Here is a 25475-nt window from a genome sequence, read left to right as displayed (position 1 = left end):
TTAGACAACTTCAGACATCTCTCAACGCAAAATTGACGTAGATGCTCCAGACAAACCAACTATTTATTTGGACTGAAACCCTAACTATGTAGTTAGGCTGGCTAATTTAATGAATTTTCTTTACGCCCTTCTTTGTATAGAATATTTAACATACGTTCTACATACTCCTTTGGATAGAACTATGTCTGCATTTATATGCATCTCCACACATGATTACGAGCAGCAGCAATACTACGCTCAGCAGCTAGTTTGGTGGCATAACGGTGGAGTTGTGCGATCGCTCTTTACTAGCCCACAACCTAGCGATCGCGCCTGGGACAATTCATCAAAAACTACTACGATCGCCCTTCACAACCTCGCAGCCCAGCGATCGCGCCTGGGACAATTCATCAAAAACTACTGCATCGCTCTCTATCACCCAGCGATCGTACCTAACCATGGTCTTCTGTGAAATAGTGCACTTATTTTGTAGCAACCTAATTTAGAAGATTGATGATCGCTGTAGTATTGAGTAGCGCTTAATGACTTTGGCTATCTGCACTTCTTAATAGATAAATATTTATCTTTGCTTCTTTGAGTACGGAATTATATAAGGTCGTAGTCTCTTTTGCCTGTATAGTCTAAATGATGAGAAATAGTCTGGATCATCACATGAGAATCCTCTATTGCTCTCATTTTTTGTCGAATCTCGTCTAAAGTAAGGGTTGTAACCAATCTAACCTCTACATCAGGAAAATATTGCTTTGACTTACTTATACTTACAGCCTCTTCTTTTAGAATATTCTGTAGTGAATTAGTGTCACTTTCACATTCGGCTCTAAATTTATAAAGCTTCAGTTTCACTGGATTTACCTTTAAAAAATCGATCATATATTCAATTTCTTCACTAACAATCGTAAAAATATCAAAATAATTTCGTCTGATATCATTTAAGTTAATCTGGTCATCTAAACTTTCTAAAAAGTAAGACTTGGCTTCTTTTCCAAAAGGAGAATTTGTCAGCAACTGGCTTAGAAGCTCTATTAACTGCTTTGTATCAGAACTCAGACAATTAAATCTTACTTTGTCAGAAGCTTCTGACAAAGAGCTCATATACATAATATCGATAATTTTAACGTCTCCTTCTTTTGTTATTAATATATTCTCACCATGGAGATCCATATGAGCTAATCCTTGAGCATGAATATATTGAACTCCAGAAATTATTGCCTTGCCAATATCAAACGCTTCTTTAAGCTCCAAGTCGACACAAAATTTCTCAGCTAGAGTGCATCCATTCACATATTCCATTACAATGCATTGTTCTTTACCTTGGCCTAGAACTTGTAACTTTTCAATCGAATATATTTCTACAACATTGGGATGTTTTGCTCTCACTAATGCCTGAGCATGTTGAAGCACCGTAGAAACATTTTTACTTTCTCGCAAAACCTTGATCGCAACACTTCGCCCTATCTCATCAGTTCCTAACCAGACATCAGCAAAGGTTCCGTTACCGATAGGTTTCTCAAAATAAACTTCCATATCTCTCTTTCCGAGATTTCTTATTTTTGAAGACTAACTATTTACTGCATGTATTTATCCCATCTAAAATCCTAGATTAGGATATTTAGGTGTGCTTTTCTGTATAGTTTGCCAATGTAGATATTTAGGTGAGCATATTTTTTGGCATTTTAGACTCGTGAATCAGCTTAAGATCCCTTGATAGGTAGTTAGGCACAAAGAACTGGCATCAGACATCGTATAAGAGATGGAAGCGATAGCTTTCAAGAATAAAAAACCCCGATCGCGTGACCAGGGTTTTTTTGTTTTTATTTGTGTAACTTTAAGGAATTAGGACAGCCATTCGGGAACGGCTTCTTCCTTCGTGTTGGTATTGCGAGAAGGCGTTTCGCGAGTGAAATTCATGTGGATCGATCGCGTTTGTTCGCCATCTGCTGCCACCGCCATGATGGGGTAGTCGATCAAGCCATCTTGGAACGACATTTGGAAGCGGAACGTGCCGTCTGGGTTGAGCTTGATGGGGCGACCACCAATCGTTACTGTCGCATCGGGTTCGGTGGCACCATAGACAATTAGTTCTGCATCCGCAACTAGCCAGAACTGACGAGGGCGAATGGGAGGGGCGGAAGCGAAGCCAGCTCCAGACATGCCGACACCAGACATATTCAAGCCAGAAGCCGTGGGGACTGCCCACATGCCCACACCAGAGGGGAAGACATAAGAGCTAACTGCTTGCTCGTGTACAGGCACTTGCTGCATCGAGCCGTAGAGCGAACCCGCGACCCGCTGAGCTTCCGTCGTTTGCGCCATACCGAAGATGGCGTCGTAGATGGGGTTGCCAGCAGCATCGATCGCGGCACCTGCATCGTAGCCAGTTGGAGCCGCTGCAGCTCGCTTAGCAGGTGGAATTAGCTCTAGGAAGGTCTTACCGCGTAGATCTTCTTCCCAGCCGAGTGAGATGAACTGATCTTCAATCCAGTCAGAGGGATACACGGGAGGCACCCGCACCGGAGCAGAACGCGCCAACACCAACCAGCGACCATCCGCACAACGATAACCGATATCTACGACATAGTCGCGATCGCTGACTGGAACGGGTAAATACCACTCACGCGCCAATTCATCGCTGGGATACTCTTGAATGCTGTGGGGGCTTTGGTATTCCAGGCTTACATCTGTCACATCATAAAGACGCAGAGCCAGTTGTTGACCACCTTGACGGCGCAAGTCTTCCTTGTGCTCATTGGGGATATCCCAATAGGTGTAAGCCCACTGTGGGTCACGAGGCATCAGAACAATGCGGCTCTCCCCATACCCCTCAGGGAGATCGGCCAATCCTTCATCAACGGCAGCTAGCGAACCTCCTGTACGGTCTTCTTGACCTACATCAAACTTTGCTGCTTCCACTTCTTCTTGTGCCTCCAGCGTGCGAGATGGACTGAGAGAAAACTTGGTGCGTTGCACTTCTTGAATCGCTGCTAGCAGCTGATCTTTACGCATGCGGCTATAGCGAGAAATATTGCATTCGCTAGCCACTTTACGTAGCTGCCGCAGAGTCATCTCTTCTAAAGGTGGACGTTCCTTAGCCATGAGTTAGGGTCTCCAAATAGTTTCAACGGCAAGTAGATCACTAGATGACTTGACGCATAAGCGAGTGATGCATGCCTGCTCGTAGACTCTGCACAATCGTTACCTTCCGCTCTGTAGCCCCTCCCTACTTGCAAAACGAAGATGATCGATATGAGGCAATGTTCTAGCTCATTGGCTAGAAGACTACGCTCGAAAGCAGGCTAGTGAGTTCAAAAAAACTCTACATTCCTTGTGCGAATTCCTGAGTAACCCAGTGATTGATCCCGCGATTGCTAAAAAGTATTGAGGATTGATCCCCGTTGCTTTTTCCATCGTCAACGGTTTAGGAAAAGTGGTTAGTAAACCAGAATTCATTTGGGATCGCTGGGATCGTTAGGTTACTCATATGTTGCAGAAAAGATTTAACTGGGTCAAGAGGTAAAAATGGCAATTTTAAGCACTTCTACGCATTTACAAGGTGACCGGGGATCATATGTTATGTTTTCATGACATTAATTGAGGACTGGGGATCAAGTATCTATACACTTTGGCGATCGCCAGCTCGCCAGGCTCAGCGTTCAGTTATGAACTGATGACAATTGCTTCACCAACGTCATGGTGGGAATTTTGCGGCCTTCCTGTAAGCTTTTTTGCAGTGGGGGTTGCATGATGCACGCATGGCTCTGCAACCTTTTGGGCTGCAACTAACGTCATTGCTTGCAGTACGCAATCTCGCTCTATCTAATCGCTTGCTATTCTCAGGTTGCAGTCTGAGCAGACAGTTACGGCGACATCATCTGTGTTCTCTACCCTTTTCTCCAGTTCTAAAGCAATGGATTCTAGCTCCAGTTCTCCTAAAGTGGGTCCTCCCTCTCCTGACTCTGCTCAGCCCCAATCTCCTGTAGATTTAGCTGCCAACTCACCCACCCCAAAGCAAAGCCAACTGATCAGCAAGGTGTTGTCGCCCGCAGTGAGGCTGTGGTTGCGATCGCAGGTGGAGCAGGTAGAAGAGTTGCAAGTCAAGATTGAAGGGGGCGATCGCCGCATCCTGACGGGTCAAATTCAGCGAGTGGGGATCACAGCGCACAAAGCGATTTACCAAGGGCTGCATCTCAGTCACTTGCAGCTCGTCGGAGAAAACATTCGGATTAATTTGGGTCAAGTCATGCGGGGTAAACCGCTGAATCTGTTAGAACCGATCCCCGTCACAGGCAGCTTAGTGCTAGAAGAAGCAGACCTAAATGCTTCACTGTCCGCCCCTTTGTTGGCCAACGCTTTAGCAGAATTCTTAGCCACTCTGCTGAAATCAGAAATTCAAGCAGTTTTGGATGCACCCCTGCCTGGGCACCAAGCAATTAACTTGCAAAACTCGCAAATCATTATTGCTGCGGGTCAACTGACGCTCAGTGCCAGTCTGGTCGCTGTGAGTGGAACGCTTACCCCAATCGTGATTCGTACTGGGTTACGGCTCAAAAACGGTCATACTTTGCAGCTCGATCGCCCCCAGTGGTTAACCCATCTTCAAGCGAAGCGGGGTCTGCCTTTAGGCGATCTAGACGGCTTTGAAATAGACCTAGGACCAGAAGTGGACCTTCAAGAATTGTCTTTAGAAAACAGCACCCTAATTTGTCGCGGTCGCATTATGGTCACGCCAGCATAGAAATTAGAAAAAGGTAATGTCAAAGGCATTACCTTTCTCTCTTTATTTAAGTCTGAGGTAAAAGCGGCAGTAGCAGCGTCACGAAATAATAGACCAGTGGCGCTGTGAACACGTAACTATCAGCGCGATCGAGAATGCCACCATGTCCAGGGATGAGCTGTCCCGAATCTTTGACTCCTGCATCTCGCTTCATCATCGATTCTGTCAGGTCTCCTAGTAAGCTAGCAATGCCGATTAACAGACCTAAGGCAAAGCCAGTCAGAGGCCACCCGGACCAATCTAGCCACCAGGAACCAGCGATCGCAACGGCAATGCTGCCAAACACCCCAAACACTGCTCCTTCTACTGTTTTCTTGGGGCTGATGTCTGAGAGGCGGGTGCGACCAAAGAATTTACCAAAGGTATAAGCGCCAATATCAGCGGCCCAAATACAGCAGAATGCGAGTAAAGTCGCGGTCAAACCTTGGGGTAGTGCCTGCAAATTGGTCCATTGCTCAGGCCAGTAGCCCCACAGCGGCAGGTTGCTGTGCTCAATCGTGCCTAGCGATCGCAGCCTCACCCAATAGCTCGGTAAATAGCCTCCATAAAACAGGCCCATGATCGAGGCGGAAATATCGGCGATCGTGGCAAATTTGGGCTGAAACAGAAGATAGAAACAGATAAACGTGCCCGCAACGGGAAACACAGCGTCTGCTAAGTTTGGGGCGATTGTAGAGAGCACCAATAACGCTTGACTGACGACCAGCGTTGTCTTAGCAGCAGGTAATATCCCTTTAGCGCGAACTAGTTGAAAATACTCTAATTGGCCTAAATAAATCAGCACACCAAACGCCAAGGTGTAGTACCAGCCCCCCACAACTGTCAAAGCTAGAGCCAGGGCGATCGCAATAATTCCACTAACAATCCGAGACCAAGGCATAAGATAGGTTTCTTACATGAATTGTTCACCCCGCAATTCCTACAGTATGGAACTTTTCTAGAGTCCCTGAGGAATCGGTAGGCACACTCCAATCTGGCCTCAGTCTAGGCTAGAGCCGAATCATAAGGTTAGCTGAAGGTTAAGAATTACTTTGGCACACTTTAAGCAATTCAGAGCAAATTCAAGCTCACTCTAGCTTCTCGCCGCTGAGGACAAAGATCGGATCTACTGAAGCAAAGGTTTGATTCATGCCTCGCTTCTCTAAACGGTTCATGGCCGATTGCACCACTTCAATATTGCGAACCTGCAATTCCGAAAAGCTCTCGGAGGCGGCATACAAACCCTCCAGGCTGGAAGCAGTCACAACTACCCGCCCCTGTAAATCGAGATGTTCCCACGCAGCTTTTAGGATGGTTTTAATTGAACGGCCACCCTCTAGGCAAACACGGTTAGGCCGATGCTGAATGTTTGCCAGGCATTCGGGGGCACTGCCTTCCACGATTTCCACATTCTTGACCCCAAAGCGATCGCAGTTCCGCCGAATTAAACTCGCGACCTCCTCATCTCGCTCGATCGCCACAATTCGTCCCTTTGGGCACAGCAATCCTGCTTCCACCGGAATTGTGCCTGTCCCCGCCCCAATGTCCCACAGAATCGAGTCTGAGCATAACCGCAGATGAGACACCAGTAACAACCGCACCTCCCGCTGGCTCATCGGAATCCCAGGCAACCGCTCGAACAAATCATCAGGAATGCCAGGAGTCACATAGGGCCAGAGGGGAGAAGACATGGCTTTAGAGGATGAAGGATGAGGGAGGAAGGATGGAGATCAAAGAAGCGAAACCAAGAAAATTAAAGGAATGACTTCATCGTAATTCCTACCAGTCTAGAAAAATTAGTGCTGGCCAACACTGAAGTTTAGAGGTTTAGCTCAACCTTTATTCATTGCTTTAAGCTTTTTCATTCCTTATTTTTCCTGCTTCCTCTTGGACCACTTTTAGTGTTTGCAAGCTAGCATCCGCACAACCTGTGATAAAACCTCCCGCAGCTAGGACTTGTTGTAGATAGTTGATTGCTTCTGGTGCGATCGCTTCTCCTGGCACCAAGACGGGGATTCCGGGAGGATAGGGGCAAACCAGTTCGGCGCTGACTCGATTCACTGCTTGGGCGATCGCTACAGTCTCAGTCGGAGCAAACCAAGCGTCACGCGGTGACAACACCACATTGGGTAGGGGCAAACGGCCGTTCGCCCCTACAAGGTTGCTAGGTGGAGAACCATGATGCCCTTCCGTCAACGATTTAAGCGCCATTACTAGCTGTTGAATATCAGCCTCAGTATTTCCCAAGCTGATGATAAATGTCAGATGTTGCAGGGAGGGAAGTTCAGCAGTGACGCCAAATTCTTCGTTGAGGATTTCATCGGCTTCAAAACCTGTCAATCCTAAATCTGAAACTGTCACAGTTAAGCGGGTGCGATCGAGCGTTGCAAATCCGGGAGAGCCAGCTTGCTCTGGTTGCAAAACTTGCAGGCCAGGAATTTGGCTAATTTGGGTTCTGGCTAAGTCTGCGAGTTGCAAGGTCTGGGTCATCAGTGCTTGGCCTTGAGTTGCCATCTGTTGACGTGCCGCATCTAGTGAAGTCAACAAGAGATAGCTGGGGCTGGTGGATTGGACAAGTTGCAAGGCTTTGGTAAGGCGATCGCGATCTACCCGTTCTCCCTGCACATGCAACATTGCCGCTTGGGTCATGGCTGACAGCACTTTATGAATCGATTGCACCGCCAAATCAGCCCCAGCAGTTAAGGCAGCAGTTGGCAACTCTGGATGAAAAGCAAAATGCGGTCCGTGGGCTTCATCTACCAATAATGGGATGCCCTGCGCGTGGGCGAGTTGAGCGATCGCCTGGACATCTCCACAGACCCCGTAATAGGTGGGGTAAACCATTAGCACGGCCTTGGCATCGGGGTATTGCGTTAGGGCAGCAGCCACGCTAGCAGGGGTAATGCTATGTACCAAATCCAAAACCGGATCGTACTCTGGCTCCACAAACACCGGAATGGCCCCAGAGAGAATCAAGCCTGAAATTGCCGATTGGTGGACATTGCGCGGCAAAATGATGCGATCGCCCGGATTACAAGTTGCAAGAATCGCAGCAATCACACCACTAGTAGAACCATTTGCCAAAAACCAAGTTTGCTCCGCTCCAAAGGCTTGTGCAGCTAGCTCTTGCGCGGCTTGGATTGGTCCTTGAGGCGCAAATAGGTTATCTAATTCCACCAACTCTGGTAGATCAGCCCGAAAGACTTCAGTTCCTAAGAGATCGGAGAGTTGCGATGGAACTCCTTGCCCGCGTTTGTGCCCCGGTGCGTAAAACGGTGTGTTGGGTCGTTGAGCACAATGCCGTAAAGCATCAAGCAAAGGGGTTTGGTGTTGTAAGTCAGAAAAATTCACAAGATCTAAAGTTCGGTCGTTACTTATGAGAGATGGCAACGGCGCGATCGCCATGTACCGTGGAAGCGTTATCTAACGGAGCGCGATCGCCATGTACATGATTAGCATTCCAGAGCCACAAATCCCCACACCGGGTCCGGGTCCATTAGAACCAAACCCAGGCCCGATGATTCCAGAACCCATTCCTGGCCCTGTGCCCGAACCGATTCCCCAAGTTGTCCCTGAAACCATTCCCAGCCCAGTTCCTGAGACTGTTCCCGCACCAATCCCACAAACAGTCCCCGCGCCAATTCCACAAACGATTCCGGAACCGCAATAAAATCAATATCAGCCCATCTGCTGAATTGTTTACTCACGCAACCGAACTGACATGCTAAGAGCCGGGATTGTTGGACTGCCCAACGTCGGAAAATCAACTTTATTCAATGCTTTGGTCGCTAATGCCAAAGCTCAAGCTGCCAACTTTCCTTTCTGCACCATCGAACCAAATGTTGGCGTGGTCGCGGTTCCTGATGAGCGACTGCAAGCCCTTGCTCAGATTTCTAGCTCAGCAGAAATTGTGCCCACACGAGTTGAGTTTGTAGACATTGCTGGATTGGTGAAAGGTGCTAGCAAAGGGGAAGGGTTGGGCAACCAATTTCTCGCCAATATTCGCGAAGTCGATGCGATCGTGCATGTGGTGCGCTGCTTTGAGAACGACGACATCATCCACGTCTCCGGTTCGGTTGATCCAGTCCGCGACATCGAAGTGATCAACCTAGAACTAGGATTGTCTGATCTATTTCAAATCGATCGCAAGATTGAGCGCACTCGCAAAAATGCCCGCACCAGCAAAGAAGCTCAAATTGAGCTGGGCGCACTGGAAAAACTAAGCGCCGCCCTCAACGAAGGCAAACAAGCTCGCCAAGTAGACCTGAACGAGGAAGAAGAAATCATCGTCAAGCCCTTGGGTCTGCTAACTCGCAAGCCGATCATCTATGCCGCCAACGTTTCAGAAGATGACCTCGCGACGGGGAATGCTCACGTGGAGCAAGTACGGCAGCATGCAGGCTCAGAAGCGCAAGTGGTGGTCGTTTCGGCTCAAGTTGAGTCAGAACTGATCGAAATCCCTGAAGATGAGCGCCAAGATTTCTTGGCTTCCTTGGGTGTAGAAGAAGGTGGCCTCAAATCCCTCATCCGCGCCACCTACGAACTCTTGGGTCTCCGCACCTATTTCACCACTGGTCCCAAAGAAACCCGCGCTTGGACGATTAAAGCTGGCATGTCTGCGCCTCAAGCTGCTGGTGTAATTCACTCCGACTTTGAACGCGGCTTCATCCGAGCTGAAACAGTTGCGTACAAAGATTTGACTACCACAGGTTCGATGACTGCTGCGAAGGAGAAAGGCTTAGTTCGCAGTGAAGGTAAAGAATACATCGTCCAAGAAGGCGACGTACTGCTCTTCCGTTTCAACGTCTAAATTTCAACAATTGGAGAGTTTTGTGGGGTGGGCGATCGCTCACCTTTTTTGTTGCCCATTCACCCCCGTAGGGTGCATTGCAACGCACCGCTCTAAGAATTCATGGAGGCGATCGCTTACCTCTTTCGGGCATCACTCGGGAATTGAATTCGGTACGTTGCAACGCACCATATGCGATCGCCTATTTCTTCTTCTTACCCTTTTTCTTAGATTTCTCAGAAGAAGATGAGCCAAAACCTGTGACTTCTGGTTTGGGTTGGCGACTGAAGAGAAATCAACCACGGGACGTTTTGTTGCTTCAAATCGGCGCTGGCGCAACTCTAGCTTGGAGACCATCCATAGATCTAACTGCACCTCCTCCCAGTCACCCGCGATCGTTTCATCGACTCGATTAGCAGCAAAAGCTCTTTCCATAACCGGGGCAGCTTCCACCGCCTTCAGGTCCAGCAATGCTGCAACCAGCATGCCGTTTAGCACTGGGTTGTTCTTGGTAAACTGCTCTAGCTGGTGAGCGATCGCGGCAATAGATTGCTCTCGTGTTTCTGGATGCTGCTCAGCAATCTTTACCAAAGCCTCAGATGCTGCGGTTCATGCCGAAAGCCCATGTGTTTTATCACCCAGGTAAGCGCTAAGAGCTGAAATAGCTGCGGCTCCAATCATGCCAAAAACTTCTGGCAATTCTTCTCCGATCCAGTCATTGCCTTCGTCATCCATCCGGTGGAGCAAGCTCAGCAAAGGCTCGATCGCAGGGAGCATAATCTGAGGCCATGATTGCTTAATCCTGTTGATGAGAGAATTTGTACGCTCCAATCGCGGAGAGAGCGATCGCCGCTAACAGTAATACCCCAATGCTATACCAAGGAAACTGGCTCAACGGTAAGTAGGCTGCAGCTCGTAAGCCAATGCTGGCATAGGTCAGTGGCAGCAAATACACAATTCCCTTGAGCGCCACAGGTAATGCTGCGGGATCGAAAAATGTGGCTCCGAGAAATGACATCGGCACAATCAAGAAGTTGTTGTAGAGACCCACACTTTCGAGCGATCGCACGCTCAAGCCCACAATCACACCCAAACCTGCAAACACCGCACAATTTAGCACTAGCAATAGCAGAAATAGTGGATTTAAGAAGCTCCAAATCTTCCCTGTAAACAAGATAGCAACCAGAATGACTGAACCTGAAGTCATCAAACCCCGAATCACACCCGCTAGCATCTTGCCGAGAAACAACGACAAAGGATGCACTGGGAGCAACAGCATTTCTTCAAACGTCTTGGTAAATAGTCGCTCTCCACAAATCGAGAAAGTGGTACCGCCAAAACTAATTGCCATTGACGATAACGCCACCATTCCAGGCAAAATAAATTGCAAGTAATTCTCGCCTGCCGAGGGTTGAGCCACTTTATCCAAAGAGCTGCCTAAACCCAAACCAAACGCCAAAATATAAATAAGGGGCGATACTAAACCAGACGCCGCAATTTGGGCAATCCGGATTCTTAAATCTAGCCAATCTCCCCACAAAACCGTGAGGCTATCTCCCAAAATGTTTTGAGTGGGTGAATTAAAAGGTTTTCCTTGTCGAAATGGAGATGAAGAAGTCACGGTTAATCGCCCAAAAACTTGACCACACAAGCCTTCCTATTGTCACACGGCTCAGATTGCCGAAAAATTAACGGCATACTGGGAGAAGAAGCGCAGTTGCAACGTTACTTTGTTATTTACTCAAAATTCAATCAGTCGCCATGAATCGCAGACCTAAGCCTTCACCACCACCAGCTCGTCCTGCTGCTAGTCCTAGCCGCAACGGCTCATCGTTTGCTTCGGCGTTAAGCGCCACGACGCTAGCAATTTTGAGCGGTGTCTTTATTTTAGGGATTGGTATTGGCATTGCGTTTAGCTCTGTGGCTAGCTCTGGGCCTGAGAACGTGGCTACTCGTGAGTTTATTGACCGAGCTGCTCCCAACCCAGAAATCTGTGTGCAGTACGGCGCTAGCGCGATCACAATGGACACCAGAGTGTTTGTGACGCTCAACCCTTTTAGTGTGTATATTTCTCAACCTAAGATGCAGCCAGGATGCGTCTTACGCAGCAGTAACTGGGAAGTCCTCCGGCAACGTAACTTAATTTCCGGAGATCAACTGCGTGAATGTAAAAACCGAATGAATACCTTTGGTTTTACTGGAACCCTGGAAAGCTCACCCCAAATCAGTTGCATCTATCAAAACGACGCAGCACAGAACCTCTTCCTGAATCAGTCTGGTTCTGGCGGTGCGCCCCTACCCGAAAGCGACAAGTTCTAATCCAACACGCGCAATTTAGTTAAACAGAATTCCGCTCTAGTTAGTATGGCAACGCTGCAACTAGGGCGGAATTTTTTATGGATTCAATTTGCTAGTGAAGGAACTTGTGTGAAGCATAGGCCGAGGGGTTAAGGCGATCGCAGTACTTCTGTCAGGCGTACTCGTATTACTTGGCCTGGTTGGAGCTTGGCGGGTTTGGGTGAAGCTAGGTAAGTCACTGCGGCCCCCGCGGCTGCGCCCCCAATCACTTCTTCGCCAGATAAGCCACCCACCAAGGCTCCAGCCAACGCTCCTAGAGCTGAATTTCTCACAACTTTATCCTGTGCAACTTTCAGTTTGCCTCCCAGAAGTGCTGATTCAGCCGCGAGTGGTACATTTCGACCTTGTAAGCTAATGGCCTGCGCCACAAAGCGGCTACCACCACTCGTCGTTTCAAAGCGTCCAATGACGGGTGCCCCAGTTGGAGCCAAGATGCTACCGTTGCGATCGCGAATCTCTGTTTGCAACAACAGCACTTCTTGCTGCGGCGCTCCTGGCCTCAGTTCCAAAACTTCAGTCCCAGAATATTGCAGTTGTAATGTGGTGCCAGTGGGCAACACAATTCCACTGCCCACAGCTACTAAGCTCGAGCTTTCTGGTTGTGCGGCTTGTGGAGTGGGTGGACGTTCAAAATCCAATTCGGTAGGAGCGGTGCTGGTGGTTGGACGAGTCAAGGGGGGCACTGTTACCGGAGCGGTAGTTCTGGCACTGACAGCATTGGGAGTTTCTACAGGTAAAGGTTCGGCCCCTGCCTCCAAAGTCGGCAAGCTGGGAGGTAGGGCGGCAGCAGGCGCGGAGCTGGTAGCGGCTAAAGGTTGACCAAACTCAATTACCCGTCCCACAACTTCATCGCCATCTGTTGTTTTAGGTGATTTGGGCGAGTTTATCGAGATTGTACGGGTCGGTGCAGATTGTGGCGTAGACGACAACGATGGCACGGTTACAGTGGCGCTGGGCTGTGGCGTAAAAACCGCTGGAGGCAACCCAGAGTTAGGTTCCGTATTAGTAGTGGTAGTTGGCACGCGATCGCCTAATTGAGGCACCTGAGTAGAGGCAGTAGTACTGTTCATCGGCGGCACACTCACGGTTACAGGCTGCTGCTCTCGAAAGTTGGCAGGAGGTAATACTGCTGTCTCTAGGTCTGGAGTAGGTCGAGGCAGATTTGCAGTAAGTTTCACCTCCGGTTGAACAGGTGCAACAGGTGCCGTTTCTACTGGCTCTGCCACAACGAGTACTGCTGGTGGCTGAGGTTCTGGCAACGGTTTAGATACAGGAGTCACCGCAGGAGTTGGAGCGATCGCTGTACTTGTGGCCCGGTTGGGCTGAGCTGCTGGAGCGGGTAGGGGCAGCTTGACTGCTGGCTGTGCTATTGGTTGGGCGGCTGTTGAAAGTGCAGGAGGTTTTGGTGGCGCAGATGGTTTTGCTGGTGTAGCTGGAGATTGGCGATCGCGAGTTGGAGCACTCTGAGTCGGTCTGGGTGTCGGCGTAGCAGTAGTCACCTCAGGCGACAACCGAGGACTAAAGATGGCTGTGTCTGGAGTTGCTGGTGCTGGCCCTAATAGGTCAGATGGTTGAGGAGATGGTGCTGTTGGAGCTGCGATCGCAGGGGACGATTCCGGTGAGGGTGCAGATGAGTTATCAGATGAACGATCGCCAGGTGCTAATAGGTCGGCAGCATTTCTCGTAATTCGACTTCTTGGAGGAGCAGCAGGGGTAGTTGGTTGCGATCGCTCATTTGTGACCACAGGTGGAGAGGGTTGCAAAGTGGGTTGCGATCGCTCATTTGGGGCCGCAGGTAGAGAGGGTTGCGATCGCTGAGTACTTGATGCAGCAGGGGCAGATGGCTGTGTAGATGGGGGAGTAGGGGCAGCAGATTGGGGTTTGGTAACGACGGTAGCTGGGGCAGCGGGTTTGGCAGCGACAGTGGGTGTAGAGGTACTATTGCCAGCAATTAAAGGACGCAGCACCCAACGAGTCCCTGCCTTGCCAGTGCCAGCCTGTTCTAGCTTCACCTGACCGGGCGCAAACACCACATTGGGAGCGAGTTGCATGACGATGCGAGTAGAGCCAGCTTGCTGCTGTGACACACGAATTTGCTGCACGGGTCCAGACAATGTTTGCTCGGTTGCCACTGAACCCATCTGTGTGTTGGGTAAGTCCAGCACAATGCGGGCAGGTTTCGCGAGCAGGAAATAGCGGGGCTGAGTGCCTTCTGGGACCGTGATTTCTAGCTGGTTAGCGGCTGAGTTAAATTGCCATTGAGTCAGGATGGCTGCCTGAATTGGGGCTATCTGGGCGATCGCTCCTATCACTCCAGCGCTAAGCCCAAGCGTCGCCCATAGGCAATTTCCTGACAGTGCTAGCGAAATCACTTGTTGCCGCAACGGTAATCCCCACACCGATTTCTGATTCTGCATCGCTTTTAAGCTTTTGAGTAAGCAAGACCCAATCTTGGCATTCAGGATAATCGTACTGCCTGAGATTGCAATACTTAAATTTAAGAAAGTTTTTCTAGGTAATTTTTAGCTACGGGGCGTAAAGACTTTTAGCGCTTTTAGCTGGCACTTAGAAGCCTCCCTCTAGACTGAAACAGCACTCCAGCAAGACTTGCTAAGGTGTAAAAGGACGTTTAAGTTCAATTTGGCAAAACCTTATTGTCAATCTCTCTTCTCTCGACTCGTTATCAGTTTAGAAGTTTAGGAGCCGCTAATGTCCAATCACGATTTACTGATGCTCGTCATGCTACTCACACCTGGAATTCTGCTTTCAGCCTTGATCATGGCGGCTTTTGCGGCGGGTGGTTAAGTTCGCGATTGATTCGCAATAAGCTTGCGATCGCACCCTAGGCTCTGTTACCAGTCCCTTGAGCTTGGTAGCTGAGATTGATCCCTCACTCCGGGCTTTGTAAAGTAGGGATAATTAAGTAAATGAATGTTAATCATTCTTAGATAAGGCAAAATTATTCATGCGCGTAATTCTCATGACTGGCAAGGGAGGGGTTGGTAAAACCTCCGTTGCAGCAGCTACTGGGCTGCGCTGTGCCGAACTGGGCTATAAAACCTTAGTTCTCAGCACCGACCCTGCCCACTCTCTTGCTGATAGCTTCGACATGGAACTGGGGCATGAACCTCGAACCGTTCGTCCCAATCTCTGGGGGGCAGAACTCGATGCCTTAATGGAGTTGGAGGGCAACTGGGGTGCGGTTAAACGCTACATTACTCAAGTCCTGCAAGCACGAGGCTTAGAAGGAGTTGAAGCCGAAGAACTTGCCATCCTACCGGGCATGGATGAGATTTTTAGCTTAGTGCGGATGAAACGGCACTATGACGAAAACGAATTCGATGTGCTGATTATCGATTCTGCGCCCACCGGAACCGCTTTAAGACTGCTGAGTTTGCCAGAAGTGGCAGGCTGGTACATGCGGCGCTTCTACAAGCCGTTGCAGAAGGTGTCTGCCGCCTTGCGCCCGCTGATTGAGCCTTTTTTCAAGCCCCTGGCTGGCTTCTCGCTGCCTGACAACGAAGTCATGGATGCACCCTACGAGTTTTATCAGCAGATTGAAGCCCTCGAAAAAGTCTTAACTGACAACACTCAAACTTCGGTTCGCCTTGTCACCAATCCCGAAAAGATGGTGATTAAGGAGTCTTTGCGGGCGCATGCTTATCTCAGCCTCTACAACGTGGCAACTGATTTAGTCATCGCCAACCGGATTCTGCCGGATGAAGTCAGCGATCCATTTTTCCAAAAGTGGAAAGCCAATCAACAACAATATCGCCAAGAAATTCACGACAACTTCAGTCCACTGCCCGTTAAGGAAGTGCCCCTCTATTCGGAAGAAATGTGCGGACTGGCCGCTTTAGAACGCTTGAAAGACACGCTATATAAAGACGAAGATCCAGCACAGGTTTACTACAAAGAAACCACCCTGCGAATCGTGCAAGACCAGAATCAATACAGTTTGGAAGTGTATTTACCTGGAATTCCTAAGAACCAAGTGGAACTGAGCAAGAACGGCGACGAACTCAATATTCGCATCGGCAACCATCGCCGGAACTTGGTGTTGCCTCAATCTTTGGCTGCTTTGCAACCTGCTGGAGCCAAAATGGAGGACGATTTCTTGAAAATCCGCTTTGCTGATAGCGTTCGAGTCTAGCAGCTTAGTTTTAGCTGAAATCACAATCTCAGCAGTCATAGTAAAAGCTAAACGGACAATTGGTGTTTTTAACCCAATGTCCGTTTTTCAGTGGCTTATTAATTGCTGAGTGGAGATGGTATTGCGATCGCTCCCTCAAACAGCAATACCTAACTCCTAATTTGTACTGGCATCACCAAGTAAGTCATCTTGATGCTGCCCAATGGGGTTAAAACTACGGGTGTAGTAGCTGAATTGAGTTGCATCTGAATCTCAGATGTATTTAGGGCTTTTAAGCCATCCATCAAGTATTTGACGTTAAACGCCACATCTAGGCTGTCGCCGCTTTCACTCGATACTTGAGCTGGAATCACTTCTCGACCATTCCCCACATCTTGGGCATCCACCGAAAGCGCAATCTCCTGCTGCTCCAGATCCAAGCTGAGCTTGACCACATTGTTCTTTTGATCTGCTAAAACCGCAATTCGCTCCAACGCACCCAGAAACAATCGCCGTTCTACCGTCATTTGCCGTGAGAACTGCCGGGGAATCAGTTGGCGGTAGTTGGGATATTGACCTTCCAAGAGGCGGCTGGTTAAACGTTGGTCAGCCCATTCAAAGACTGCTTGGCTGGGGTTGAGGTGCAATGCCACGGCATCTTCGGCTGGGCGCATTCCCACCATGCGCTCTAACTCACGCAGCGTCTTAGCAGGAATCGTGACTGTAAGTTCGGTATCTGCGATCGCGGCTCCAGCTTGAGCATCTGGGGTTTCTCCCGTCGTCTGCACCACGGCTAAGCGATGACCATCCGTCGCTGCAAACTCCAAGCTTCCTTGCTGCAAGGTCAGATGCACACCCGTCAGAATTTGCTTCGTTTCATCCGCACTGGTGGCAAACAAAGACCCCTGCAAGCCTTGCACCAATGCTTCCACAGGCAAGTAAACCACTTCACCGTCTTCGATGACAGGCAACTCAGGAAACTCTACTGCACTGAGCCCCCGCATTTGATAGCGGCCAGAGGAGCAAGTAAGGGTTGCTTGCAATACATCGCTGGGTTCACCTGAGGCATCAGCGTTTCCTGCTTCATCAGCTAAATTAATTTCCCCTTCTGGCAAGCGCGAAACGATGTCATTCAGCAACTTGGCAGGCAGTGTAATTTCCCCTCCAGTTTCCACATGGGCCGCAAAACTGGTTCGAATTCCCAAACTCAGGTCAAATGCCGTCAGGCTGACTCGTTGTGCAGCCGCATCGGCAATGAGTAGCACGTTAGCCAAAACTGGATGAGTCGGTCGCGAAGGAATGGCACGGCTAACAAGCGACAGATTAGCGCTGAGATCACTTTGGGCACAGAACAATTTCATGGAAGTTTATTTAGCCGAGTTCTTCTCAGGAGGGTGTGACTTGAGCAATCTTGGTGGGGAGAACGACATCGTATCACTCTCAGCTTGAACAAGCTAGAGCACCTATTTTCAGCTTTGCCCTGATAGTCTATCTACTCTTCTCTTTAAAACTATTTTTTAAAGTAGTAGTAGTAGGGCCTGTGGAAAATGTGGAAAAACTTTTAAAAGCTTTATCCTGTCTAGATTTGAACCAATATTGCCCTGTGGAAAACCTGTGGAAAAAATAGCCGACTTTTCCACAGGGTATTTATACCTATCAAAGTTTTCCACCGATATTCAGAACTTTCCACAGGTTTTCCACAGAGTTTTCCACAGAAATAAGAGAGTTTTCCACAGGCAAGTTTTGCTTAAAAATACTTAATGAACTTCTATTAAGTTCACTCATAATCAATTTCACCTTGTAGTATTTAGTACTGATGTATTGTATTTAGCGTACTACAAACCTGCAAGTTCTCCTCCATCTTTTCTATAAAAGTTGGGAGCCAGAACCTAGGAGCAGCACAAAAGTTCTGGATTGTGGCTCCTGGTTTCTAGCTCCCAAAGACGAGCTGCTGTTATTGAAGGTGAGTGAGTCTACGATCGCTCTTTGCTTTGACTGGCTAAATTAATGCGATCGCTGAGTTGACGCAGAGTTTGGGCCATACCGGGATCGCTAGTACGGAGTTGAGCAATTTTGTCGCAGCTATACATCACAGTCGTATGGTCTTTGCCGCCAAATTCTTCGCCAATCTTCGGTAGGCTCAGGTCTGTGTGCTGGCGCATCAAGTACATACCAACCTGCCGCGCTAAGCTAATTTCTCGGCGTCTGGACTGGCCTTTAATCTCTTCTACCGCAATATCAAATACATCAGCCACCGCATTCATGACAGCTTCCGGTGAGGCTTCAATTTGCTCAACTGGGGGATTAAGGACGGCAGCAATATTTTCCACTCGCATCGGTAGCCCGGAAATTGAAATATAAGCCACTGCTCGAATCAGCGCCCCTTCAAGTTCCCGAATGTTGGAAGTATAGCTAGAAGCGATGTACTCAATCACCTCGCGAGGCAGGCGCATATTCTCGTACTCTGCTTTCTTTTGCAGAATCGCCATCCGAGTTTCTAAGTCGGGGGATTGGATATCGGCAATTAGCCCCATTGAGAATCGAGAGCACAGACGTTCTTGCAGGCGTGGAATGTGGTTAGGAGGGCGATCGGACGCTAGAACTACCTGCTTACCCGCTTCATGGAGTGTGTTGAAGGTGTGAAAAAACTCTTCTTGGGTATATTCCTTGCCTTCAATGAACTGAATGTCATCTACCAGCAACACATCGGCAGCGCGGTAATGCTCCCGAAAGCTTTGCATGCTGTCCTTACGAATCGCAGCAATCAAGTCGTTAGTGAATTGCTCGGTAGAGACGTAGAAAATCTTGGAATCTGGGCAAATTTCTAACCGATAGTGGCCGATCGCCTGCATTAGGTGAGTTTTTCCTAGTCCTACCCCACCGCACAAGAATAAGGGATTAAACTCGCGCCCAGGAGACTCAGCCACTGCTAAAGACGCGGCGTGGGCCATCCGATTGTTAGGACCCACCACAAAGCGCGAGAACACATATTTAACGTTGAGTTCCTTCGGCTTCGACTGCTGATTAGCGTAGGCTGCACTCGAACTACTGGCGTTGCTAATAGCACTGACGGCGGGTGTTTCGTTAGGAGAAGACCACAAAACCTCAGAATCGCCGTTGGTGGTTGCATCTCCCTCAGCAATAGTGATGTGAATCTCGACGCTATAGCCCAGAATGTCTTGAGCCACGTCGGCGATCGTCTTGACGTAATACTTCTGGAGCCAATTACGCGCAAAGGGGTTAGGTGTGCGAATGACTAAGCAATTGTTTTCCAGTTGCTCAACGCTGGCAGTTTTAATCCATGTCTCAAAGGTCGGGCGGCTCAGTTGCAGCTGTAGGCGCTCTAGTATTTGATTCCAGAGACTTTCAAGAGTGATTTCCACCGCTAACCTCTACCGCTGACGCTCAGGAGAACAAACATGAAGAACTAACTAGTAAACTATGCACCGAATCGACCTGGCAATAGGGAAATAATCCAACATCACCACGACACGAGCAGGCCACCGGGCTTGCTGCTCAACATACCTGAAGTTTAGACTAATCTTCTATGTAGTGGTTCAAAGCAGGTTTTTGTTAGCAAACCACTATACATGGAGTGATTCAGTAAGGATCAAAAAGCATTGAGAGTGGCGATCGCAGAGCAGTAAGCCATTTAACTTACTAACACGCTTCAGTATAATTACGGCTTGCCAACAGTGGGAGGCGCTAAGATCGCCTTTAACGATAAGAGTTAAAACTAATAGAAATCGCAACAAAAAAATAACTTATCGAGCACTCAGAGCTAGGCCAGAGTGCCTTCAGTAAAATATAAATGTATTCCTGAATACTTATAGCATCTCCGGGGAGCCTAAGAAACTCCGACCAAACTTTCTGGCAGAAATGGCTAGGACTAGGGACAAAGGCTGTGGCGTGATCGTCCTGAAGAAAGTTTCTAAAATAAGAAGAGCTAAGTAAGGAAGGAGCAGGCGATCGCTGATAGCCATGTGATTGAGCATGAGGATTCCCAAAAGCTAACAGCAATCGGCCTGTCCGTGCCATTCATTCACCTGTGTTCATAAGCTATCAATTGAGTTTGTCAATCTTGTGTTCTCGAGATGAAATTGAAATGACGAATTTTGACTGACAAGGCGAGATTTTTCTCAAGATACATTGGGGGCGTTACGGGAGCAAAAAGTTGGATCAGCCCGTCTAATTCCATGCAAATTACTGGAAACAGTTAGTTTCATTAACCTGGAATAAGAGTGTCACCCCAATGTCACATCGGTTTCTTAGATTAAGAATATCTAGAGTCACTAACATCCAAGGGCTCTAATCAAAAGCTGTACATCAATCTAGCCAAGTCTGCGGGCATGAAGATCGACGTAGAACCTAGCGTGAAAACGCAGACACTTTGCAAATTTGAGTTTATTGTTACCGAGGACTGAAGATAAATGGCAACAAATCACGACTCTGAGTTGCGTCGCTCTGAGACTCAGGATGGGGTAGAACAATCCGAGTCTGTTACAGTTACCCCTGCTACTCCTAAAAACAATGCTACCAGTCCAGCCATCTGGGCCAAGCCTGCAACTTATCTAGTGCCTCTCATGGTGGGAGCTGGATTGATGTTTGCGGGCGATCGCTGGTTCGCCTCTAAGCCTTCGCTAGCTCAACAAGCTGTAGCTCCCACCACAGTCGCTCAAATCCCAGCTTTACCCATTACTGCTGGCTCCAACTTTATCGCCACCGCAGTGGAAAGAGTCGGTCCTGCCGTAGTCCGAATCGACTCTGCTCGGACTGTGACCAGACGGACCCCAGCAATTTTCAACGATCCATTCTTCCGGCAATTTTTTGGAGCCGAGATTCCTTCTGGACCTGCTACCAGGGTAGAGCGCGGAACTGGTTCTGGCTTCATTATCAAAGCGGATGGCTTAGTGCTGACTAATGCTCATGTAGTAGATGGAGCCGATACTGTAACCGTGGCATTGAAAGATGGCCGCACCTTCAGTGGTAAAGTCATGGGCCAAGATCCAGTCACAGATGTGGCAGTTATCAAGATTCAAGCCAGTAACTTGCCAACGGTCGAGCTGGGTAATTCTGAGCAAATTAGACCTGGTGAGTGGGCGATCGCGATCGGCAACCCCCTCGGACTAGACAACACCGTGACCGCAGGCATTATCAGTGCAACGGGGCGGACTAGCTCCCAGGTGGGCGTTCCAGATAAGCGAGTTGGCTTTATTCAAACTGATGCGGCGATTAACCCTGGTAACTCCGGAGGGCCACTGCTGAATCAGCAAGGTCAAGTGATTGGTATGAACACCGCCATTATTGGTGGGGCACAAGGCTTAGGATTTGCGATCCCCATCAATACAGCTCAGCGGATTGCTAACCAGCTAGTCGCCAAGGGAAGCGTAGACCATCCCTTCTTGGGGATTCAAATGGCAACTCTGACGCCAGAGCTGAGAAAAACGCTCAACAGTGATCCCAATAGCAATATTCAAGTGCAAGAGGATCAAGGCATCTTAGTAGCAAGAGTAATGCGTAATTCTCCAGCCGCTAAAGCAGGTCTACGGATCGGAGATGTGATCCGCAAAGTGGATGGTCGGGCTGTGACCTCAGCGGATGAAATTCAACAAGCAGTAGAAAACAGCTCTGTAGGTGGCACGCTCCGTTTAGAACTGCGCCGAAACGGCCAAACTCTCAACTTGGCAGTGCAACCTGGCCCCTTCCCAACTCAAACCGCTCAGACTGAATAACCCGCTTTATCTTCGTCCTTAAACTCTTAGCCTTGCTAGATTGATATCAATGCAAGGCTTTTTTGTGGCAAGTCACAAGTATCAAGTTATGACCCAAGTTCGTGCGATCGCCCAATTAGGAAATCCTGTCCTCCGACAGCAAGCTCAAGCGGTTGATGAAATTCAAGATCAGCAATTACAGCAACTAATCGACGATTTACTCCTGACTGTAGAAAAATCGAATGGGGTCGGGATTGCGGCTCCCCAAATTTCAGCTTCTTGCCGTTTATTTATCGTGGCTTCTCGTCCCAATATTCGCTATCCTCAGGCTCCGACGATGGAGCCGACCGCAATGATTAACCCACGCATTGTGGCCCATACTGACGAGATAGTAAAAGGATGGGAAGGCTGTTTGAGTGTTCCAAATGTACGAGGATTAGTTCCTAGATATAAAACAATTACAGTTGAGTATTGCGATCGCGTGGGACAACTACAACAGCAAGAATTAACTGATTTTGTGGCTCGTATTTTTCTACATGAATTGGACCATCTAGATGGTATTCTCTTCCCCGATCGCGTTGAGAGCGAACAAGATCTTTTTACAGAGACAGAGTATCAAAAACTGATCACTGAAGAAATAAAAGGGTAGGTACTTATCTACCCTTTCTTACAAAGCAGAAGTGCTTACATCCGTTCTAGAACTGGAATACCCAATAATGATAGGCCCAGCTTTAATGTTTTGGCTGTTAAATGGCATAGGACTAATCGCGAGGTTCGTATTGGCTCCTCGGCCATTAAAACTGGCAAACCACGCTCGCGGTCATAAATTTTGTTGAACAATTGACTCAGGTCAAACAAATACTGACAGACTCTATTGGGCAATAAATCTTGTTCGACTTCCTGAATGACGTCAACAAACTTTAATAGTTGTTTAGCTATTGCAATTTCAAGGTCTTCTTTCAGGATAATTTGAACGTTTGTCCCCAATTGGTCAAAATTAACTTTGCCTTTGCGCGCAATCCCAGCAATCCGTGCATAGGTGTAAAGCATGTAAGGTGCTGTATTACCTTGAAGTGCCAACATTTTGTCGAAGCTAAAGATATAGTTACTGTTACGGTTTTGGCTTAAGTCGGCGTATTTAACTGCACTAATACCAACTACCTCACCAACCTGTTGCTTAAACTCTTCTGTTTCCTCACGTCCTTCTTCTGCTTGCAACCGAGTTTCTAAATCTGCACGAGCCCGTACGATCGCCTCATCCAGCAAATCTTTTAACCGGATAGTGTCTCCAGAGCGAGTCTTCAGCCGCTTGCCATCCTCACCCTGCACTAAACCAAATGGCACATGGACAACTTCAACAGTTTCTGGAATCCAGCCCGCCCGCTTAGCCACTTGGAAAAACTGAGCGAAGTGGTTCGACTGCCCTGCATCCGTCACATAAATAATGCGATCGGCTTCGTCTTGTTGAATTCGATAACGCAGCGCCGCTAAATCAGTTGTGGCGTAGTTGTAGCCTCCATCCGATTTCTGCACAATCAGCGGCAATGGTTGCCCATCTTTATTCGTAAACCCTTCCAAGAAGACACACTTTGCCCCTTGGTCTTCTACTAAAAGTCCTAACTTATCTAAGTCCTCAACCACTGCTGCCAGTAAGGGATTGTAAAAAGACTCTCCTCGCTCGGTCAGGTGGATATCTAGGCGATCGTAAATTGTCTGAAACTCCTGCCGAGACTGCTCACACAATAATTGCCAAGCTTTGACTGAGTCTTCTGCGCCAGCTTGCAACCGCACCACTTCTTGCCGAGAGGCCTCCTTAAAGGCTTCGTCTTCATCAAAACGCTGTTTGGCTCGTTTGTAGAAAGCCACTAAATCGCCTAATTTCAAAGCATTGGAAGTCGTCAAGGCTTCTGGGCAGGCTTCTCTTAAGTAGGTAATCAACATGCCAAACTGAGTGCCCCAATCGCCTACATGATTCAGCCGCAGCACATCATGCCCACGAAATTCCAAAGTGCGGGCAACAGAATCTCCAATAATCGTGGATCGCAAGTGCCCCACGTGCATTTCTTTGGCAATGTTAGGGCTAGAAAAATCAACCACTACTTTTTGAGGCTGCTTTACTGGCTCAATCCCTAGTCGTTCTCCCGCCTGCATCGATCGCAATTGAGCGGCTAAATACTCTGGCTTGAGCGTCAAGTTGATAAAACCAGGCCCAGCAATGATGGGGGGAGCACAGAAATCAGAAACATTCAACTGCTGAACAATTTGCTCTGCGATCGCGCGCGGTGGCTGTCCCAACTTCTTCGTCAAGGAGAGTGGCGCATTAGATTGGTAATCGCCAAACTTGGGATTGCTAGCAGGCACCAATATTGGGTCTGTATCAGCTAACTCAGCCCCAAAAGCTGCAACAAAGGCTTGGCTAAACCGAGCTTTGAGTTGTTCAATCGTAGAGCTCATAACAAAAAATGAGAAGTGCTCAAGGCAAAACTACAAACTATCGCTAGTGGCTATCAATTACAATTATCAACCTCTAGCTTCATACTGAGGTCTAACCAAGTCGATCGCGTGATAGGAGCACTAGTAGAAACGTAGTCTACACCCGTTTCCGCTGCCGCTCTAATAGTTGCCAGCGTAATATTGCCTGAGGCCTCAATCTTAATCCGCTCATTTTCCTGCCGAATTAAACCCACGGCTTGTCGCATTACTTCCAAGGGCATGTTGTCCAACATAATAATGTCGGCCCCAAATTTCAGTGCTGCCTCGACCTGGGATAAAGTTTCAGTCTCTACCTCAATTGTCAGGGGGTAAGGAATCTGCGCTCGGACTTGAGCGATCGCCTCACCAATTCCCCCCGCCGCTGCAATGTGGTTATCTTTAATCATGACCGCATCATCCAAACCCATGCGGTGGTTAACAGCGCCACCTACTTGGGATGCGTATTTCTCCAACAATCTCAAACCTGGTGTAGTTTTGCGCGTGTCCACTAATTGAGTGGGTAAGTCGCCAATCTTCTCAACATACTGACGAGTGGCCGTCGCAATTCCGCTCAGTCGCATTGCTAAATTGAGAGCAACTCGTTCACCTGTCAGCAGCGCGTCCATCGGTCCGTGTAGCCGAGCCACCACTCGACCAACCTCACAGTACTCGCCCTCTTCGATGTCCGTCACTAAGCTAACTTGCGCGTTCAAAATCTGAAAAACTCTCGCCGCGATTGGTAGACCAGCAATCACTCCAGCCTCTTTAGCGATCCATTTGGCTTCCCTCAAGTCTGTAGTTTGGCTTAAAAGACTTTGAGTGGTGCGATCGCCTCGCCCAATATCCTCTAGTAACCAGCTTTGCAGCAATTGATCTAAGACCAAAAATGGTGGCACTACGGCAGTTGAATTTTTCATGGAAGTCAAAGTTAAGCAGCAATCCCCTCTTTAACTCATACTCCCATTGAAGTGGGGTACTGAAGAGACAACAGCTTTCCGCCTTACTTACATTTACGAATGAACTTACTGCTAGGCATTTTTCTGAAAAAGCTAGGTCAGAAATAGGCATTCCGGTCGCTATCCACAAGCTGCGATCGCTCAAACCCATGTAGTAACTTGCCTTGAGGCAATTTTAGAAAAACCAGGTTTAAGGGGTTGACAACCCCGTGTGGACTTCGTTATATTGGCTAAGCGGTCGAGGGAGAAGGGGCGCGAAAGCGCACCGAATCAGTCGGCCCCCGCACCTAGAAAAGAGAATAGTTTG

Annotated in this window: 20 protein-coding genes and 1 pseudogene; 8 read left to right on the top strand and 13 right to left on the bottom strand. The window is 48.4% G+C overall.

The window, feature by feature from the left end; all coding sequences use genetic code 11:
* The first annotated feature begins 181 nt into the window (after positions 1-181).
* Positions 182-451 (top strand): hypothetical protein, encoded by a 270-nt coding sequence (locus H6F68_RS11660; protein WP_190559173.1) that lies wholly within the window; start codon positions 182-184, stop codon positions 449-451.
* Between the two features lie 134 nt (positions 452-585).
* On the opposite strand, the gene H6F68_RS11655 is transcribed toward H6F68_RS11660, so the two are convergent.
* Both H6F68_RS11655 and H6F68_RS11650 read right to left on the bottom strand, forming a co-directional pair.
* Positions 586-1524 carry a protein kinase domain-containing protein gene (locus H6F68_RS11655; protein ID WP_190559171.1) on the bottom strand — a complete coding sequence of 313 codons (939 nt, stop codon included), beginning with the start codon at positions 1522-1524 and terminating at the stop codon, positions 586-588.
* Positions 1525-1833: 309 nt separating this feature from the next.
* Entirely contained in the window at positions 1834-3093 is a 1260-nt protein-coding gene (locus tag H6F68_RS11650) for a DUF4912 domain-containing protein (RefSeq protein ID WP_190559169.1), read from the bottom strand.
* Between the two features lie 811 nt (positions 3094-3904).
* Here H6F68_RS11650 and H6F68_RS11645 point away from each other — a divergent pair.
* Positions 3905-4732: a DUF2993 domain-containing protein gene (locus H6F68_RS11645; protein ID WP_190559167.1), complete on the top strand. Its 828-nt coding sequence runs from the start codon at positions 3905-3907 to the stop codon at positions 4730-4732.
* 46 nt (positions 4733-4778) lie between these two features.
* On the opposite strand, the gene H6F68_RS11640 is transcribed toward H6F68_RS11645, so the two are convergent.
* From H6F68_RS11640 to H6F68_RS11630, 3 genes are all read right to left on the bottom strand, one after another.
* Positions 4779-5651, bottom strand: a complete 873-nt coding sequence (locus tag H6F68_RS11640) for a phosphatidate cytidylyltransferase (protein WP_190436302.1) — start codon at positions 5649-5651, stop codon at positions 4779-4781.
* 187 nt (positions 5652-5838) lie between these two features.
* Positions 5839-6441, bottom strand: coding sequence for a precorrin-6Y C5,15-methyltransferase subunit CbiT (cbiT, locus tag H6F68_RS11635; protein WP_190559165.1), 603 nt, complete (start codon positions 6439-6441; stop codon positions 5839-5841).
* A gap of 160 nt (positions 6442-6601) precedes the next feature.
* Positions 6602-8101: an aminotransferase class I/II-fold pyridoxal phosphate-dependent enzyme gene (locus tag H6F68_RS11630; RefSeq protein WP_313930089.1), complete on the bottom strand. Its 1500-nt coding sequence runs from the start codon at positions 8099-8101 to the stop codon at positions 6602-6604.
* A gap of 91 nt (positions 8102-8192) precedes the next feature.
* On the opposite strand from H6F68_RS11630, the gene H6F68_RS11625 reads away from it, so the two are divergent.
* Together H6F68_RS11625 and ychF are read left to right on the top strand one after the other, a co-directional pair.
* On the top strand, positions 8193-8420 hold the full coding sequence (locus tag H6F68_RS11625; protein WP_242065461.1) for a hypothetical protein: 228 nt from the start codon (positions 8193-8195) through the stop codon (positions 8418-8420).
* Positions 8421-8471: 51 nt separating this feature from the next.
* Entirely contained in the window at positions 8472-9560 is a 1089-nt protein-coding gene (gene ychF / locus H6F68_RS11620) for a redox-regulated ATPase YchF (RefSeq protein ID WP_190559161.1), read from the top strand.
* 132 nt (positions 9561-9692) lie between these two features.
* Here ychF and H6F68_RS11615 read toward each other — a convergent pair.
* The 3 genes and pseudogenes from H6F68_RS11615 to H6F68_RS11605 form a co-directional block, all read right to left on the bottom strand.
* Positions 9693-10133 (bottom strand): annotated as a pseudogene (locus tag H6F68_RS11615) (hypothetical protein); the annotation flags it as partial.
* A gap of 15 nt (positions 10134-10148) precedes the next feature.
* Positions 10149-10316, bottom strand: a complete 168-nt coding sequence (locus H6F68_RS11610; RefSeq protein ID WP_190559157.1) for a hypothetical protein — start codon at positions 10314-10316, stop codon at positions 10149-10151.
* 19 nt (positions 10317-10335) lie between these two features.
* On the bottom strand, positions 10336-11160 hold the full coding sequence (locus tag H6F68_RS11605) for an ABC transporter permease (protein ID WP_190553486.1): 825 nt from the start codon (positions 11158-11160) through the stop codon (positions 10336-10338).
* Between the two features lie 140 nt (positions 11161-11300).
* Here H6F68_RS11605 and H6F68_RS11600 point away from each other — a divergent pair, with 140 nt between their 5' ends.
* Complete coding sequence (locus tag H6F68_RS11600) at positions 11301-11858, top strand: DUF3172 domain-containing protein (RefSeq protein ID WP_190436286.1); 558 nt, start codon at positions 11301-11303, stop codon at positions 11856-11858.
* Between the two features lie 128 nt (positions 11859-11986).
* Here H6F68_RS11600 and H6F68_RS11595 read toward each other — a convergent pair whose 3' ends face one another.
* Entirely contained in the window at positions 11987-14314 is a 2328-nt protein-coding gene (locus H6F68_RS11595; RefSeq protein ID WP_190559155.1) for an AMIN domain-containing protein, read from the bottom strand.
* 548 nt (positions 14315-14862) lie between these two features.
* On the opposite strand from H6F68_RS11595, the gene H6F68_RS11590 reads away from it, so the two are divergent.
* Positions 14863-16050, top strand: coding sequence for a TRC40/GET3/ArsA family transport-energizing ATPase (locus H6F68_RS11590; RefSeq protein ID WP_190436281.1), 1188 nt, complete (start codon positions 14863-14865; stop codon positions 16048-16050).
* 149 nt (positions 16051-16199) lie between these two features.
* On the opposite strand, the gene dnaN is transcribed toward H6F68_RS11590, so the two are convergent.
* On the bottom strand, positions 16200-17390 hold the full coding sequence (gene dnaN / locus H6F68_RS11585; RefSeq protein ID WP_190559153.1) for a DNA polymerase III subunit beta: 1191 nt from the start codon (positions 17388-17390) through the stop codon (positions 16200-16202).
* Positions 17391-18002: 612 nt separating this feature from the next.
* On the bottom strand, positions 18003-19412 hold the full coding sequence (dnaA, locus tag H6F68_RS11580; RefSeq protein ID WP_190436271.1) for a chromosomal replication initiator protein DnaA: 1410 nt from the start codon (positions 19410-19412) through the stop codon (positions 18003-18005).
* 1218 nt (positions 19413-20630) lie between these two features.
* On the opposite strand from dnaA, the gene H6F68_RS11575 reads away from it, so the two are divergent.
* Together H6F68_RS11575 and def are read left to right on the top strand one after the other, a co-directional pair.
* Entirely contained in the window at positions 20631-21761 is a 1131-nt protein-coding gene (locus tag H6F68_RS11575; protein WP_399313724.1) for an HhoA/HhoB/HtrA family serine endopeptidase, read from the top strand.
* Between the two features lie 88 nt (positions 21762-21849).
* On the top strand, positions 21850-22389 hold the full coding sequence (gene def / locus H6F68_RS11570) for a peptide deformylase (protein ID WP_190559151.1): 540 nt from the start codon (positions 21850-21852) through the stop codon (positions 22387-22389).
* Positions 22390-22424: 35 nt separating this feature from the next.
* Here the strand turns inward: def and argS are convergent, their stop codons facing one another.
* Positions 22425-24194 (bottom strand): arginine--tRNA ligase, encoded by a 1770-nt coding sequence (argS, locus tag H6F68_RS11565; RefSeq protein WP_190559149.1) that lies wholly within the window; start codon positions 24192-24194, stop codon positions 22425-22427.
* Between the two features lie 53 nt (positions 24195-24247).
* A complete protein-coding gene (gene nadC / locus H6F68_RS11560) occupies positions 24248-25129 on the bottom strand; it encodes a carboxylating nicotinate-nucleotide diphosphorylase (RefSeq protein ID WP_190559147.1) in 882 nt (293 codons plus the stop codon).
* Positions 25130-25475 lie beyond the last annotated feature (346 nt).

Source organism: Trichocoleus sp. FACHB-262 (genome assembly GCF_014696035.1).
Lineage (GTDB): Bacteria > Cyanobacteriota > Cyanobacteriia > FACHB-46 > FACHB-46 > Trichocoleus.
This window is presented reverse-complemented; position numbering and strand designations above follow the sequence as displayed.

What these genes read in the sequence shown, in the direction of transcription:
- nadC (WP_190559147.1), bottom strand. Translation starts at nt 25,129, where the DNA reads ATGAAAAATTCAACTGCCGTAGTGCCACCATTTTTGGTCTTAGATCAA.
- H6F68_RS11610 (WP_190559157.1), bottom strand. Translation starts at nt 10,316, where the DNA reads ATGCTCCCTGCGATCGAGCCTTTGCTGAGCTTGCTCCACCGGATGGAT.
- cbiT (WP_190559165.1), bottom strand. Translation starts at nt 6,441, where the DNA reads ATGTCTTCTCCCCTCTGGCCCTATGTGACTCCTGGCATTCCTGATGAT.
- H6F68_RS11625 (WP_242065461.1), top strand. Translation starts at nt 8,193, where the DNA reads ATGTACATGATTAGCATTCCAGAGCCACAAATCCCCACACCGGGTCCG.
- dnaN (WP_190559153.1), bottom strand. Translation starts at nt 17,390, where the DNA reads ATGAAATTGTTCTGTGCCCAAAGTGATCTCAGCGCTAATCTGTCGCTT.
- H6F68_RS11650 (WP_190559169.1), bottom strand. Translation starts at nt 3,093, where the DNA reads ATGGCTAAGGAACGTCCACCTTTAGAAGAGATGACTCTGCGGCAGCTA.
- H6F68_RS11660 (WP_190559173.1), top strand. Translation starts at nt 182, where the DNA reads ATGTCTGCATTTATATGCATCTCCACACATGATTACGAGCAGCAGCAA.
- ychF (WP_190559161.1), top strand. Translation starts at nt 8,472, where the DNA reads ATGCTAAGAGCCGGGATTGTTGGACTGCCCAACGTCGGAAAATCAACT.
- H6F68_RS11575 (WP_399313724.1), top strand. Translation starts at nt 20,631, where the DNA reads ATGTTTGCGGGCGATCGCTGGTTCGCCTCTAAGCCTTCGCTAGCTCAA.
- H6F68_RS11595 (WP_190559155.1), bottom strand. Translation starts at nt 14,314, where the DNA reads ATGCAGAATCAGAAATCGGTGTGGGGATTACCGTTGCGGCAACAAGTG.
- argS (WP_190559149.1), bottom strand. Translation starts at nt 24,194, where the DNA reads ATGAGCTCTACGATTGAACAACTCAAAGCTCGGTTTAGCCAAGCCTTT.
- def (WP_190559151.1), top strand. Translation starts at nt 21,850, where the DNA reads ATGACCCAAGTTCGTGCGATCGCCCAATTAGGAAATCCTGTCCTCCGA.
- H6F68_RS11600 (WP_190436286.1), top strand. Translation starts at nt 11,301, where the DNA reads ATGAATCGCAGACCTAAGCCTTCACCACCACCAGCTCGTCCTGCTGCT.
- H6F68_RS11590 (WP_190436281.1), top strand. Translation starts at nt 14,863, where the DNA reads ATGCGCGTAATTCTCATGACTGGCAAGGGAGGGGTTGGTAAAACCTCC.
- H6F68_RS11655 (WP_190559171.1), bottom strand. Translation starts at nt 1,524, where the DNA reads ATGGAAGTTTATTTTGAGAAACCTATCGGTAACGGAACCTTTGCTGAT.
- H6F68_RS11640 (WP_190436302.1), bottom strand. Translation starts at nt 5,651, where the DNA reads ATGCCTTGGTCTCGGATTGTTAGTGGAATTATTGCGATCGCCCTGGCT.
- H6F68_RS11645 (WP_190559167.1), top strand. Translation starts at nt 3,905, where the DNA reads ATGGATTCTAGCTCCAGTTCTCCTAAAGTGGGTCCTCCCTCTCCTGAC.